Here is a 14,000-nt window from a genome sequence, read left to right as displayed (position 1 = left end):
TGTTTCCTAGCAAATACTGACGTGCACGTAAACGTCAACAATCTGTGTCCACTGTTTCGGTTTCAACGGGCACGCCTCGCGAAGGGCGCGACCCAAGCAATGTGGAAAAGCTCAGCCGACCACCTGCTGCACCAAGAAACCCAGGGCGGCATTCAAATCGGGGTCGGTCACAGAATTTCCCGACTGGCCTTCAGGCGGTACGGGCAAACATCGGCTGCATGTTCAGGATCAGCACAGCACCGGCAATGGCCTGATCCGGCCCGGTCAGCGGTGTCATCCGGCAATTGATCTCGAACAACCGCCCGTGCGCATCGGCAGCTTCATAGGTGTAGGAAATGCGGGCCCCGCCAAAGCACTGGTCGATCCGCGGCTTCGCCCGGGTCAGGAAACGTTTCTGGTCGATCATGTCGAGCAGGTGCTTGCCGATGAAATCGGAGGGACGCTTGTTGTGAAACTCGGCATTGCGCTGGTTACAGTAGATATAGCGATAATCGAGATCGAACGCTGCAACGCGCTCTTCCAGCGAATCCAGAACGAGTTCCTGCAGCGACGGATCATAGCCTTTGAACAACGGGGGCAATTCCCTTTTCGCCGCCACCGGCTTCGGTCCGTCTTTGGGCTCCAGGTAGCGGACAAACAATGTCGACATCATCGCCGTGTAGCGCCTTACACTGCTGTCATCCTCGCAGTTCTTCATCGCAAGCCGATTGAAGAAGGCGATCTGCGCCATGATCTCGTTGTAATCGGAGGCTTCAAATTCAAAGATGCGGCGTGTTAGCGGCTGAAGCTGCGCGTCAACGCGATTGATCTCGTCTTCATCACCACGACGAACGGCAAGGAGCAATTCATTGCCCAGCTTGTCAAACTTCTGGATCAGAGCGGATAGCATCAAGCCCTCAATGGTCTTCCCCGGCTACTTTAGTAACTCCTGTATAGTAGCAATTTCGCCCCTACGGCAAGACAACACAACCCCGGATTTTTTGCCCGCAACGGGCCAATAAACGGCGCAAATACTCGCCTGAAGGCAAATATTGCGGAAACACAGAATGTCCACAACGAATATATTTACGAGATAGAATGCTAACACACTCTATTTGCTCGTTTATCACCCATTTTTTGGTCTTCTCAACGACGGCAGGACACCATGTTCCGTGCCGCTGGAACGGGCATCAAACCAGCAACCGCGCCGACTGTTCTAGGACGAAAGAAAATGCATTTTTTTGGCAAATCGCCCATTATCGGCTCGAAGCCAGCAAGATTCTTCGACAAAACATCGATCAGGCCGGTGGAAGCACATGCCTCCCCGAGACCGGACTTGCCCGGCAAACAGTATGAAGACAGCAACAAGGAGATGTGCGCGAGACTACTGCGACGCTCTTTCAGCCAGCCTGTTCATGTCGGGGATATCAACCTGCCGGTTGTTCTGGATCACGATGACCCCGTCCTTGCGCAGTTTCGTCAACTGCCGGCTCACGGTTTCGATCGTCAGCCCGAGGAAGTCGGCAATGTCGGAGCGCGTCAGCGGCAGTTCGAAACTGACCGAATCTGAATCCAGTTCCGGATCAACATGGGTGGCAATCAGATACAGGAAACTTGCGACCTTCTCTGAAGCAGTCTTGCGCCCCAGCGTCAGCATCCAGTCACGCGCCTCGTCGAGTTCCTTGAGCGTCTGCTCCAGCAATTTGTGCTCGAGCTCGGGCGTTTCCCGTATCATGCGTTCGATCATGGTCCTGGGAAAACTGCAGACATTCACTTCGGTCGCGGCATCTGCCGTGATCCCGCTGTCCGAACGGAACGGCCGCCCGAGGAAATCCGGTGCAAATTGCAGCCCGACAATCTGCTGCCGGCCATCGGCCATCATCTTCGTCAGTTTCACCACCCCGGAGATGATGTTGGCGTAGCTGTCTGCCTGCTCGGTTTCGCCGATCAGTTCTATCCCGGAATCGACCCGTTTGCGGGTCGCGTGCTTGTTGAGATTGACAAGCTGATCTGTCGACAACGCCCCGCACACGCCTCTGTGCCGCGCCTCGCAGGCCCGGCAAAGCGCAGGAATGTCGGAATTGTGGATGTCTTTGCGCTTCGCGTCCATCAGGTCCTCTTTGGCGCTCAGACCACTTACCCTTCGCGCTCTGCAACACCGCGGCACAGGCCAGTCAGGCACCATTGGGTTCGCGCTCAAACAACAGCGCGGTTTGATCAAAGTCAAGGCGGCAAAGCTGCCAGCAGGCAATGTATGGCGTGATACGAGAGAGACAGCAATATGCAAAAAGACTTCATCCTCAAGCACGGCGGCCCGGCACCACGCTACACCAGCTACCCGACCGCACCGCATTTCCATACCGGTATAGATGGCGATGTTTACGCCCGCTGGCTGCGCCAGCTGACGCCCGGCCAGACGCTGTCTCTCTACATCCACATTCCATGGTGCGACCGCCTTTGCTGGTTCTGTGGCTGCAACACCAAGCAGACCCTCAAATACGAACCGCTGAAAACCTATCTGACAGCCCTCGAAAACGAGATGGAAACGATTTCCGGCCTGGTTGATCCGGGCTGCAGGGTCACGGCACTTCACCTGGGCGGCGGCTCACCTACGATGTTGCATCCCGAAGACATGGTTGCGCTGAACAATATGCTGCGCAGCCGCTTCAATTTCGATCCGGACGCCGAGATCAGCGTCGAGATGGATCCCAACGACCTGACCGCCGAAAAATATGATGCCCTGGCAGAAATCGGACTGACCCGAGCATCTATCGGGGTCCAGGACTTCGACGAACAGGTGCAGAAGGCGATCAATCGCGAACAGACATTCGAGCAGACCCGCGAAGTCGTCGAGCAGGTGCGCGCCCGCGGTGTGAAATCCGTCAATTGCGATGTGCTCTACGGCCTGCCGCATCAGACCCGCAACTCCGTCGACCGCACCATCAAGCAGGTCCTGACGCTTGAGCCGGACCGAATCGCACTTTTCGGCTACGCCCATGTTCCATGGATGAAAACCCATCAGAAAATGATCGATGAATCGGTGTTGCCGGACCTGACCGAGCGATTCGCCCAGATGAACCGCGCCGCCTCCTCGCTCACATCGGCGGGATACACCGCGATCGGCATCGATCATTTCGCCCTGCCTGGCGACAGCCTTGCGATTGCGGCGGCCTCCGGCACCATGCGCCGCAATTTCCAGGGCTATACCAGCGACACAGCCGGCGCCCTGATTGGCATGGGCGCATCTTCAATCGGCCAGCTGCCCCAGGGTTACATCCAGAATCAGCCATCCACAGGCGAATACCAACGGCAGGCCAATCTTGGCCAATTGCCGGTGGTGCGGGGTTTCGAACTGTCGACGGAAGACCGTATCCGCGCCCGCATCATCGAGCTTCTGATGTGTGATTTCGCTTTCTCTTTCGCCACGATCCGGCATGAATTCGGCGGCGAAGCCGAGAACATTCTTGATGAAGCCGAATATCTGGCGGGATGCGATACCGACGGCATGATCGGATTTTCCGGCGGTCTTTTCCAGATTACGCCGAAGGGACAGCCATTTGTCCGCTCGATTGCCTCTGCATTTGACGGCTACTTCGGGACCGGCACCGCACGCCATTCACTTGCAGTCTGACCCCGGCGTTCACATTTGAGGCTTCGAACCGGCTTTGCCGCCAACAGCCGGGCAAAGAAGCCATTGGCTTTTGCGCCGGATTTTTCTATAGCTTCGGCCAAGCTACCACCGAACAAGGAAATGAGCGTGACCGCAACATTTGACAAGGTCGCCGACATCATCGCTGAGACAAGCGAGATTGACCGCGATTCCATCACTCCCGAAAGCCACACAATCGACGATCTGGGCATCGACAGCCTCGACTTCCTCGACATCGTTTTTGCGGTCGACAAGGAATTCGGCATCAAGATTCCGCTCGAGCAGTGGACCCAGGAAGTCAACGACGGCAAGGCTTCGACAGAAGAATACTTCGTGCTTGGCAATCTTTGCGCCAAAATCGACGAGCTGAGGGCCGCAAAGGGCTGACGCCCGGCGCGGCGGGGCAAGTCATGCAACTTGAGTATTTCCAGATGATCGACCGGATCGAGGCACTTGACCTCGAGGCCGCGACGCTCACCGCGAGTTCGACAGTCCCCGAAACCAGCCCCGTATTTGAAGGCCATTTTCCCGGCATGCCGCTCGTGCCTGGCGTATTGCTGATCGAAACCATGGCTCAGGCCAGCGGCTTCGTGATTCTCGCCAAGACCGATTTTGCGGCCATGCCCTTCCTGATGGCCGTGGATGGCGCCAAGATGCGCGATTTCGTCAAGCCGGGAACCCCGTTGGAGATCACGGCCGTTCTTGAGCACGAAGGCTCGGGCTACGCGGTCACCAAGGCTAGAATAACAAGCGGCGGCAAGAAGGTGGCTGACAGCCAGCTCAAGTTCAGAACCGTTGCTTTCGATCAGGTGCCGCTTGCCGATATCGTTCGAAAGCGGGCCGGCGAAGTGGGGCTTTTGACCGCAATGGCGAATGCTGCAGGAGAACGCCAATGACAGATACACGCCATCAGGTTGTCATCACCGGCGTAGGTCTGGTGACCTCGCTCGGGGTCGGACGTGAGGCTCATCGCGACCTGTTGATGGCGGGCACCGTGCCTGACAAGGTGACCGACAGCGAGCGCTTCGCCCCCTACACGGTCTACCCGCTTCCCGAGATCGACTGGGCGGCACAAATCCCGCGCCGCGGCGATCAGCGCCAGATGGAAAACTGGCAGCGTCTTGGTGTTTATTCAGCCGGTCTGGCGCTTGATGACGCAGGCTTGAAGGACGATCTCGAGGCCTGCGCATCCATGGACATGATCGTTGCAGCCGGCGGCGGCGAGCGCGACATCGCGGTTGATACCCTGATTGTCGAGGAAAGCCGCAAGCGCAACGACCGCGAACAGCTGCTCAACGAAAAACTGACCACCGAACTGCGCCCGACCCTGTTTCTGGCGCAATTGTCCAACCTGCTGGCAGGCAACATTTCCATCGTTCACAAGGTGACCGGCTCCTCGCGCACCCTGATGGGCGAGGAAGGCGCAGGCATTTCGGCGGTGGAAACCGGCTACGCCCGCATCGCCGCCGGACAATCGACCCACTGCCTTGTTGGTGGCGCATTCGTGTCCGAACGGCTCGACATGCTGATGGTGATGGAAGCCATCCAGGGGCTCGGCAAGGACCGGCAGGCTCCGTTCTGGAATGCCGACGGCACTGCAAATGGCATGAACCTGGGCACCTCCGGCGCGTTTCTGGTCCTCGAATCCCTTGAGCATGCCCAGGCACGTGGCGCGCACATTTACGCCCGCCTCGACGCTGTATTGGGAGATCGCGGCCCACGTGACGATGACCGCATGGAAAAACGCCTCGCACGTCTCGCCGATGAGACCGGCGCTTCACCTGGCGGCGAGGATACCGTGGTGTTCTCGGGAGCCGCGGGCTACCCCGAACTCAGCGCCCGGGAGCGTGCCTTTCTGCAGTCAAGATTCCCGGCCACACCTTTGCGCACCGTCGGCGCCCTGTTCGGCCATTCCGTCGAAGCGCACTTCCCCACGGCCGTCGCGCTCGCCTGTCTGGCTCTGGATGAAGACGCACCGATCAGCCCGTTTGTGGCCGGTGAAGACGCCATTGCAACAACTGCTGCCAACTCGGCGGTCGTGACCACCATTGGTCATGTCCGCGGTGAAGGCATCGCCCGACTGACGAGGATGTCATGAGCAAAGCCGCGTACAAGGACCACCTCGGCCGTCCGCTGGTCGCAGTCACCGGCATGGGCGTCGTCTCCTCCCTGGGCCAGGGAGTGGAAGACAACTGGCAGGCACTGACCGCCGGCAAGTCGGGCATTCATCCGATAACACGGTTTCCGTCGGAAGGCCTGTCGACCCGGATTTGCGGCACTGTCGATTTCATCGACGTGCCCGTGGCCAACACCGTCGAGCGGTCTTTCGCATTTGCCCGCGAAACCACCATCGAGGCGCTGGCGCAGGCCGGCATTTCGGGTGATTTCGACGGCCCCCTGTTTCTTGCCGCTCCGCCGATCGAGCCTGAGTGGAGTGCCCGGTTCGACCTGGGAGACCGGGTTACCCCCGAACAGATGACCGGAAATGCCTACGAGCAGTTCCTCGCCGTGCTGCGCGACAAGGCCGATCCGGCCTATCACGAAGCCATCCTGTTCGGCTCCATTTCCGAACGCCTTGCGGACAGGTTCGGAACACGCGGACTGCCGGTCACGCTTTCGACCGCCTGCGCATCGGGTGCCACCGCCATTCAGCTTGGCGTCGAGGCAATCCGCCAGGGACGCACCCAGCGCGCCCTGAGCGTTGCTACCGATGGCTCCGTCAGCGCCGAAGCCCTGATCCGGTTCTCGTTGCTTTCCGCCTTGTCCACAAACAACGACCGGCCCGAAAAGGCCTCCCGCCCCTTCACCAAGGATCGCGACGGCTTCGTTATCGCCGAGGGAGCTGCCACGCTGGTGCTGGAATCGCTCGAGGCTGCGGTCGCCCGCGGCGCGAAGGTTCTCGGCATCATCAGCGGCTGCGGCGAGAAAGCAGACGATTTCCATCGCACGCGCTCCTCACCCGGCGGCGCCCCGGCAATTGCCACCATCCACGCCGCTCTTGAGGACGCAGGACTTTCCGCCGATGAAATCGGCTACGTCAACGCCCACGGCACCTCGACGCCGGAAAATGACAAGATGGAATATCTGGCGCTGTCCACTGTATTCGGCGAACGGATGGCCGATGTGCCAGTCTCGTCCAACAAGTCGATGATCGGCCACACGCTGACTGCTGCGGGTGCGGTTGAGGCCGTGTTCTCGCTGCTGACCATCTCGACCGGCATCCTTCCGCCCACCATCAATTACGACACTCCGGACCCCACCATTCCGCTCGATGTGGTGCCCAACGTCAAGCGCGATGCCAGCGTCACCAGCGTTCTGTCCAATTCATTTGGATTTGGCGGACAAAACGCATGCCTTGTCATGTCGGCTGAACCCGCTTAAGTCATCTCCCGCTAAGGCAACGGCAATGGCCGGAGCCACACGGATCATGCATCTGCAAAAAACGTGAGCGCAACAGCATCGCGCTCATCTCGGATGCTCGACATACAGGGCATCCTGTAAGAGACACTGGCGGCAGCTCGGCTTCGCCAAGCGGAGAAGGACAATATTCATGCGGGCATTGCAACTGATCGAAGATCGCAAGCTTGAGACGGTGGATCTGCCTCCTCCCCCACCGCCTGGCATCGGCGAGGCGACGATTTCGATCAAGGCTGTCGCGCTCAACCACATCGATGTCTGGGGATGGCGCGGCATGGCCTTTGCCAAGCGCAAGATGCCACTGGTCATCGGCGCCGAGGCATCGGGCATGGTCGACGCCATCGGGCATGGCGTATCCGGTCTTGTGCCGGGACAGCTCGTGTCGATCTATGGCGCCCGCACCTGCGGCCTCTGCCGCCCCTGCCGCGAAGGCCGCGACAATCTGTGCGAACATGTCAGCGGCGTTCATGGCTTTCATCTTGATGGCTTTGCCCAGGAAAAGGTCAACCTGCCGGCGCGGCTTCTGGTGCCCGCACCTCCCGGCGTGACCCCAATCGGCGCAGCGGTGGCCCCGGTCACCTTCGGCACCGTCGAGCACATGCTGTTCGACAATGCAAAGCTTGAACCGGGCGAAACCATCCTGATCCACGCCGGCGGGTCCGGCATCGGTTCCGCCGCCATCCAGCTTGCCAAGAAAATCGGCTGTACCGTCATCACCACCGTCGGCTCCGACGCCAAGATCGAGCCGGCCAGGGCACTGGGCGCCGACCACGTGATCAACTATCGCGAGGATCGCTTCGAAGGCGTGGTGCGCAAGCTCACCAAGAAACGCGGCGTTGATGTGGTGTTCGAGCATGTTGGCGCCGATACCTGGGCCGGATCCATGCTGTCGCTCAAGCGCGGCGGGCGGCTGGTCACCTGCGGCTCGACCTCGGGTGTATCGACACAGATGAACCTGATGATGCTGTTCCAGCAGCAGCTCAAGCTGCTGGGCTCGTTCGGCTGCCGGATGGAGAACATGGCCGACGCCATGCAGAAGATGGCAGCGGGTCTCGTCCAGCCCGTCATCGATACCGAGGTCGGTTTCGAGGACATCGATACAGCCCTGGCCCGCATGGAAGGCCGGGATGTCTTCGGAAAGATCATCCTACGGATGGATTGAGGCCAACGCACGATATGTCGAACACCTTACGCATGGCGCTCACACGCATTGTCATTGCGCTCAGGCGCGCCAGGGACTGGATGATCGCAAACGCCATCTTCAGCCTGTTGCGGCTGATTTCGCTGTTTCCGCCCGACGCGGCGATCAATTTCGTCGACGCGATGGCCCGCCGCATCGGTCCCCTGACCTCGCGCCACAAGCTGGCAATGACCAATCTCGCGAGGGCCTTTCCGGAAATGTCGGAAGCCGAACGCGAAAAGATTGCCCTCGACATGTGGGGCAACATGTCCCGGCTAGCTGCGGAATACGTGTTTCTCGACCAGCTGTTTGATTATGATCCCGAGGCAAGCGAGCACGGGCGCATTGAGGTCGGCGGTGACGAAATCTTTCACAAGCTACGTGACGAGAACAAGCCATTCATCGTCTTTACGGCTCATACCGGAAATTTCGAATTGCTCCCCATCGCCGCGGCAACATTCAATCTCGAGGTGATGGCGCTGTTCCGTCCGCCCAACAATCCCTATATCGCAGAAAAGGTTCTATCTGCCCGGCGCACCAAGATGGGTCACCTGGTGCCTTCGCGGGCAGGTGCGGCGTTCGCCCTGGCACGGCGGCTTGAAGCCGGCGGGGGCGTTGGTGTGCTGGTCGATCAGAAATTCCACAAGGGAGCAAAAACCAGTTTTTTCGGACTGGAAGTCCACACTAATCCGCTGCTGGCCAAGCTGGTGCGTCAGTATGATTGCGAGGTTTATCCCGCTCGCTCAATCCGCCTGCCCGGCGGCAGGCACCGGTTGGAAGTCGAACCGGCGCTCGATATACCCCGTCGTCCTGACGGCAGCGTCGATATCGAGGCAACGGCACAGAAGCTCAATGACAAGGTCGAAAGCTGGGTGCGCGAATATCCGGGTCAATGGCAATGGTTCCATGACCGCTGGAACATCAAGCATCAGCTCAAGAAATAGCAGAAACGGCCCGGCAACGCCGGGCCGGATGCATCATCAGGATCTCAATGCTTGATCACGATGCGGGTGTTCTTGTTGCCGGTCTTCTGGACCAGCGAGAAGAACTTGGCGGCGTGTTCCGGCGCCAGGCGGACGCAACCATGTGAAGCCGGGCGGCCAAGGCGCTTGGTGTCGTAGGTTGCATGAACCGCATAACCGCGGTGGTAGAACACCGCATACGGCATCGGCGCATTGTTGTACTTGCGCGAACGGTGATGCCGCGACAGCCACTGGGCCGAATAACTTCCGGTCGGCGTGGAATATCCCTTGCGGCCGGTTGAAACAGGCCATTTGTACTTCACCTTGCCATTGTGGCTAACCACCATCGTCTGGCTCGAGATATCGACTTTGGCGATAAGTTTTGCGGCAAACGCCGAAGCCGAAGACAAAGGCACAAGTGAGAGGGCGAGAAGCCCAGCCAAAAACAGATTTCGCATGATTGTTTCCCCAGTTACCCTGCAGCTGAATGTATTAGCCGGCCAATAGTTTAGGCACAGGATCTTGCAAGTTAAAGTTAAAACACATCATAAAATTCTCAATTCAAATCCAAGTGATTGAATTCAAACGTTTAAAACGCGACAAGGAACGCCAGAACGGTGGTCAATGCAAGGCAATCGCAGGCACGCCGGAAGATCATCAGCGCGTCTACAATGTCTCCGGCTCCGGCCTGTTTCCTGCCGGAACCGTTGAGGCTGGCCTCCATCACCAGCTCACCGCCATACTGCCGCGGACCGGCAAGCGCCAATCCCAGCGCCCCCGCCATTGCCGCCTCGGGCCACCCGGCATTGGGCGAGCGGTGCAGGCCGGAATCCGTGAGCGCCAGGCCGGCGGCGCGGCGCATTGCGGGCCGTCCTTTGACCATGCCCGCTGCCGCTGCAATCAGCAACGCCGCCAACCGCGCTGCAGGCCAATTGGCCACATCATCCAGTTTTGCCGCCGCGCGCCCGAAATCGCGATGCCGCTCATTGAGATGTCCGATCATCGAGTCCGCGGTATTGAGCATTTTGTAAGCCAGCAGGCCGGGCAGGCCCAGAACCAGATACCAAAGGGCCGGCGCGACAATCCCGTCGGAAAAATTCTCGGCCAGGCTCTCTATCGCCGCGCGCGAGATGCCCGCCTGATCAAGCGCCTCCGGATCGCGCCCGACTATCATCGAGACGGCCTTGCGCCCGCCGGTCAATCCGTTTTCGCGAAGTCCGTCTGCCACCGCCGCGACATGATCGGCAAGGCTTTTTTGCGCCAGGAACACGGCAACCACCAGCACTTCAAGCATCGTGCCGGCGACACCGAGGCTGTCAAACAGACGGCCAAGGGCCCAACCGCAAACAGCGGCTGCCAGCAACAATCCGGCAATCGAGAGCAGTCCTTTGCGGCGGCGTGCGGATCCGGGGTCGGAACTCCGGTTGAAACGCCGGTCAGCCCAGCCGATGGCATGGCCGAAAACCACCACCGGATGGCTGATCCGCCGCCACAGCCAGTCCGGATCCCCGATCACGCGGTCCGCAATCAGGGCGATCAGCAGAACCGCAGCATGATCCATTACGAAGTCAGCGGCCCCGCAAGCCGCAATGTTTCGCGAAGCCGGACCGCGGACAACTCGTCGGGAACCAGGCCGATGCGGATCCGAGACGGGCTGTGATCAAAGGCCCGCACCAGCACCTTGTGACTGGCAAGAAATTCGCGAACCGCGGCGCCGTCTCCGACGTCGCAATAGAAGAACAGCGCTGTTTCACCGACAATCCGCACCCTTGCCATGCTGAGCGCCGAACGCGTCATCGCATGCGCCTTGTCGAGCTTGGTGCGAAGCTCGTTGACCAGGTCAAGCCGGGAAAAGGCATGCGAGGCAATCGCCAGCGCCGGCCCGGATACCGCCCAGGGCCCAAGCCGCTCGCGCAGGATTTTTGCCAGCTCCGCTTCAGCGAAGACAAATCCCAGCCGCAGCCCGGCGAGACCGAAGAACTTGCCGAACGAACGCATCACCACCAGGTTGGGCTCCATGCCGGCAGCCCCAACCATCGCCAGGTCCTGCCGCATATCTGCGAAAGCCTCGTCCACGACAACCAGCCGGTGACGTTGCGCCCGGGCAAAACCGAAGATGTCGTCGCGGGGCGTTTCACGCCCATCCGGATTGTTCGGATTTGCCAGGATCGCCACGCTTGCCCGCGTCACCGTCGCGCCATGCAGCGCATCGATCGGATCGATCGCCATATCCATGCGCTGGTACGCCCGCTCGTATTCGCCGTATGTCGGCGACACGATCGCAACCTCGGAGGCATTCGGCGTCAGGAAAGGCAGCAACTGGATCGCGGCCTGTGTGCCCGGCACCGCGATTGGCACCACCGAGGCGCCATAGTGCTGCATCGCCAGTTCGCAAACCCGCTGCACTTCACTCTGCTCGGGAAGACGCCGCCAAACGTCCGCTGGAATTTCGGGAAGCGGCAGACTGAAGGGACTGATCCCGGTTGACAGGTCAAGCCATTCGGAAGCCGTGCCGCCATGGCGGGCCATAGCCTCGGACAACGCCCCTCCATGGGCGATCGGTGCAGCGGTCTGTTCGTTCATTTTCTAATCTATCCGGTCGATCACATGCATGAATGATCCAGCAACATTGCCGCGGCGAAGACCGGCGGAACCAAGATCGGCGCCCAGCGCATCACGCGATGAGAACAACCTTCCGTCCGCCTCGCCCTCCGAGATCACCGAGGCATAATGGAACTCGTGTGCGGAGAGCTCCATGTTCCAGAAGAAACCAGGTGTCGGCGTGAGCCGCCGGTATCCCAGGTGCCGCTTCGGGCTGGCAAAGCTAGTCACCAGCGGCAAAGCGCCGAGCATCTCGTGACGCGTGCCATCGGCGTCGATCAGCCCCTCACCCAGTGCCATGTAGCCGCCGCACTCGCCATAGACCGGAATGCCGCGGTCAATCGCTGCCTGCATGCCTGCCTTGAACCCGCTTGCCGCAGCCAGGCTGCCTGCGTGAAGTTCGGGATATCCGCCAGGCAGCACCACCGCATCGCAGTCGGCGGCAGGTGCCTCGTCGGCAAGCGGCGAGAAGAACGACAATTCCGCCCCGCGCCGCCGCCAGCCAAGCAGCATGTGTTCGTAAATGAACGCAAAGGCGACATCCTGCGCCACGGCGATCTTCTGGCCGGGGGGCGGAAGCCGGAGAATGTTGGCAGGCGCCGGCTTGGCGGGCGCACGTTGCGCAAGCTTGATCAGCTGGTCGAGATCAATCCGGCTTTCCATGACGTCGGCGGCATCGTCGATCAATTCGGCGAGCTTTTCGTTCTCTCCGGCCTGCACCAGTCCGAGATGGCGTTCCGGCAGCACCAGTTTTTCGTTTTGTGGCAACGAGCCGAGCACTTCGACGCGAACGTTCTCCAGCGCCTGGCGCAACATCCCGTCATGCCGCGGACTGGCGACATGGTTGAGAATGACCCCGGGCACCAGCACATCGGGATGAAAATTGGCAAATCCGCGCGCCAGCGCCGCCACCGAGTGCGACATGCCGGAGCAATCGATCACCAGAACGACCGGCAGCCCCAGCAAGCCTGCCAGGTCACCGGCCGAGCCCGAACCATCCGCGGCGCCGTCAAACAGCCCCATCATCGCCTCGATCATCAGCATCCGGCCGCCCTGCGACTGCAGCGAGGCATTGGCAAGCAGAAGGTCGCTGCGCATCGCCCACGGATCATAGTTGAGGCAGGCCTCACCGCTTGCGGCGGCATGAAATGCCGGATCGATATAGTCCGGCCCCGCCTTGCCCGGCGCCAGCGCCACGCCACGGCGCTTGAGCGCTCTCAGAAGTCCAAGTGTTACGGTCGTTTTGCCGGAGCCCGATCGGGGTGCAGCAATCATAAGGCCTGTCATGCACTGTCTTTCTGCGTACTAGCGCGATTTCCCAAAGGATCGGTGGTCAACACCCTGCCCGCGGCCGCCCCCATCCAGTCAAGTGCCGGGCGAAGCCGCACCACCTGACCGACAACCACGATGGCCGGCGGCTGCAATCCCGATGCGGCCACATCGTCAGCGGCGCGGGAAAGCGTGGTCTCGAGCACATTCTGCGCTTCCATCGAAGCGTCGGTGACAAAAGCCACCGGCTCGTCAGCATCCCGTCCGGCCGCGATCAGCCGCGAGGTAATCGTCGAGATATGTTTCATCGCCATGTACATGACGATCACCTGGCTGCCGCGCGCCACACCATCCCAGTCGATCCGGTCGGGCACAACGCCTGACGAATCGTGCCCGGTCAGGAAGGTCACCGTGTGGTTGGTGTCACGGTGCGTTACCGGAATACCGGCATAGGCCAGTCCGCCGATCCCGGCGGTGATACCGGGCACCACCCGGAACGGAACGTGGTGTTCGACCAGCGTCAGCGCTTCCTCACCGCCACGGCCGAAGACAAACGGATCGCCGCCCTTGAGCCGCAACACCCGGTTGCCCTCCCGCGCCAGTTCGACCAGCCGCAGCGAAATGTCGCGCTGCCTGGCCGATGGCTTGCCACCGCGTTTTCCGGCATATTCAAGCGCAGCGCCGGTGCGTGCCAGCTTGAGGCAGTCGGCATTGACCAGCGCGTCATGAACAATCACATCGGCCTGTGCGAGCGCATTGGCTGCATGCAGCGTAAGCAGGCCGGGATCACCCGGACCGGCGCCCACCAGCCACACTTCGCCGGGTTTCATCTGCGGCAGATTTTGTTGCCAGTCGCTCATGCTTTTCCGTTCACGCTCGTGCGGTAACTGCTGCAAATCACCATGGGTTACACCCGTATCAATCGCACTCTATAACGGCAACA

At 60.4% G+C, this 14,000-nt stretch carries 14 protein-coding genes; 7 read left to right on the top strand and 7 right to left on the bottom strand.

Going from position 1 to position 14,000, the window contains the following annotated elements:
• Window positions 1–190: 190 nt before the first annotated feature.
• Together WNY80_RS00405 and WNY80_RS00400 are read right to left on the bottom strand one after the other, a co-directional pair.
• Window positions 191–889, bottom strand: a complete 699-nt coding sequence (locus tag WNY80_RS00405) for a PAS domain-containing protein (protein ID WP_342885363.1) — start codon at window positions 887–889, stop codon at window positions 191–193.
• 474 nt (window positions 890–1,363) lie between these two features.
• Window positions 1,364–2,089 carry a helix-turn-helix domain-containing protein gene (locus tag WNY80_RS00400; protein ID WP_342885362.1) on the bottom strand — a complete coding sequence of 242 codons (726 nt, stop codon included), beginning with the start codon at window positions 2,087–2,089 and terminating at the stop codon, window positions 1,364–1,366.
• Between the two features lie 171 nt (window positions 2,090–2,260).
• On the opposite strand from WNY80_RS00400, the gene hemN reads away from it, so the two are divergent.
• The 7 genes from hemN (at window position 2,261) to WNY80_RS00365 (ending at window position 9,169) form a co-directional block, all read left to right on the top strand.
• Window positions 2,261–3,610 (top strand): oxygen-independent coproporphyrinogen III oxidase, encoded by a 1,350-nt coding sequence (hemN, locus tag WNY80_RS00395; RefSeq protein WP_342885361.1) that lies wholly within the window; start codon window positions 2,261–2,263, stop codon window positions 3,608–3,610.
• A gap of 120 nt (window positions 3,611–3,730) precedes the next feature.
• Entirely contained in the window at window positions 3,731–4,015 is a 285-nt protein-coding gene (locus WNY80_RS00390) for an acyl carrier protein (protein ID WP_152599498.1), read from the top strand.
• 23 nt (window positions 4,016–4,038) lie between these two features.
• A complete protein-coding gene (locus tag WNY80_RS00385) occupies window positions 4,039–4,524 on the top strand; it encodes a 3-hydroxyacyl-ACP dehydratase FabZ family protein (RefSeq protein ID WP_342885360.1) in 486 nt (161 codons plus the stop codon).
• Complete coding sequence (locus tag WNY80_RS00380; protein ID WP_342885359.1) at window positions 4,521–5,726, top strand: beta-ketoacyl-ACP synthase; 1,206 nt, start codon at window positions 4,521–4,523, stop codon at window positions 5,724–5,726. The genes WNY80_RS00385 and WNY80_RS00380 overlap by 4 nt, the downstream gene beginning before the upstream one ends.
• Window positions 5,723–7,009 carry a beta-ketoacyl-ACP synthase gene (locus WNY80_RS00375; protein WP_342885358.1) on the top strand — a complete coding sequence of 429 codons (1,287 nt, stop codon included), beginning with the start codon at window positions 5,723–5,725 and terminating at the stop codon, window positions 7,007–7,009. The genes WNY80_RS00380 and WNY80_RS00375 overlap by 4 nt, the downstream gene beginning before the upstream one ends.
• A gap of 169 nt (window positions 7,010–7,178) precedes the next feature.
• Window positions 7,179–8,207: a zinc-binding dehydrogenase gene (locus WNY80_RS00370; protein ID WP_342885357.1), complete on the top strand. Its 1,029-nt coding sequence runs from the start codon at window positions 7,179–7,181 to the stop codon at window positions 8,205–8,207.
• 32 nt (window positions 8,208–8,239) lie between these two features.
• The gene (locus WNY80_RS00365; RefSeq protein WP_342886272.1) at window positions 8,240–9,169 is read left to right on the top strand and encodes a lipid A biosynthesis lauroyl acyltransferase; all 930 of its coding nucleotides are present in this window, start codon (window positions 8,240–8,242) and stop codon (window positions 9,167–9,169) included.
• A gap of 44 nt (window positions 9,170–9,213) precedes the next feature.
• On the opposite strand, the gene WNY80_RS00360 is transcribed toward WNY80_RS00365, so the two are convergent.
• The 5 genes from WNY80_RS00360 to cobA form a co-directional block, all read right to left on the bottom strand.
• Window positions 9,214–9,645 (bottom strand): L,D-transpeptidase, encoded by a 432-nt coding sequence (locus tag WNY80_RS00360; RefSeq protein ID WP_342885356.1) that lies wholly within the window; start codon window positions 9,643–9,645, stop codon window positions 9,214–9,216.
• 131 nt (window positions 9,646–9,776) lie between these two features.
• On the bottom strand, window positions 9,777–10,748 hold the full coding sequence (cbiB, locus tag WNY80_RS00355) for an adenosylcobinamide-phosphate synthase CbiB (RefSeq protein ID WP_342885355.1): 972 nt from the start codon (window positions 10,746–10,748) through the stop codon (window positions 9,777–9,779).
• Window positions 10,748–11,770, bottom strand: a complete 1,023-nt coding sequence (gene cobD / locus WNY80_RS00350; protein WP_342885354.1) for a threonine-phosphate decarboxylase CobD — start codon at window positions 11,768–11,770, stop codon at window positions 10,748–10,750. The genes cbiB and cobD overlap by 1 nt, the downstream gene beginning before the upstream one ends.
• Window positions 11,771–11,773: 3 nt before the next feature.
• Window positions 11,774–13,075 (bottom strand): cobyrinate a,c-diamide synthase, encoded by a 1,302-nt coding sequence (locus WNY80_RS00345; protein WP_342885353.1) that lies wholly within the window; start codon window positions 13,073–13,075, stop codon window positions 11,774–11,776.
• Window positions 13,072–13,917: a uroporphyrinogen-III C-methyltransferase gene (gene cobA, locus WNY80_RS00340; protein ID WP_342885352.1), complete on the bottom strand. Its 846-nt coding sequence runs from the start codon at window positions 13,915–13,917 to the stop codon at window positions 13,072–13,074. Before cobA ends, WNY80_RS00345 begins: the two co-directional genes overlap by 4 nt.
• Window positions 13,918–14,000 lie beyond the last annotated feature (83 nt).

The organism is Hoeflea sp. AS16 (assembly GCF_038900095.1).
GTDB lineage: Bacteria > Pseudomonadota > Alphaproteobacteria > Rhizobiales > Rhizobiaceae > Hoeflea.
The sequence above is the reverse complement of the archived record's forward strand: the minus strand, read 5'-3'. Positions and strand labels throughout refer to the sequence as shown.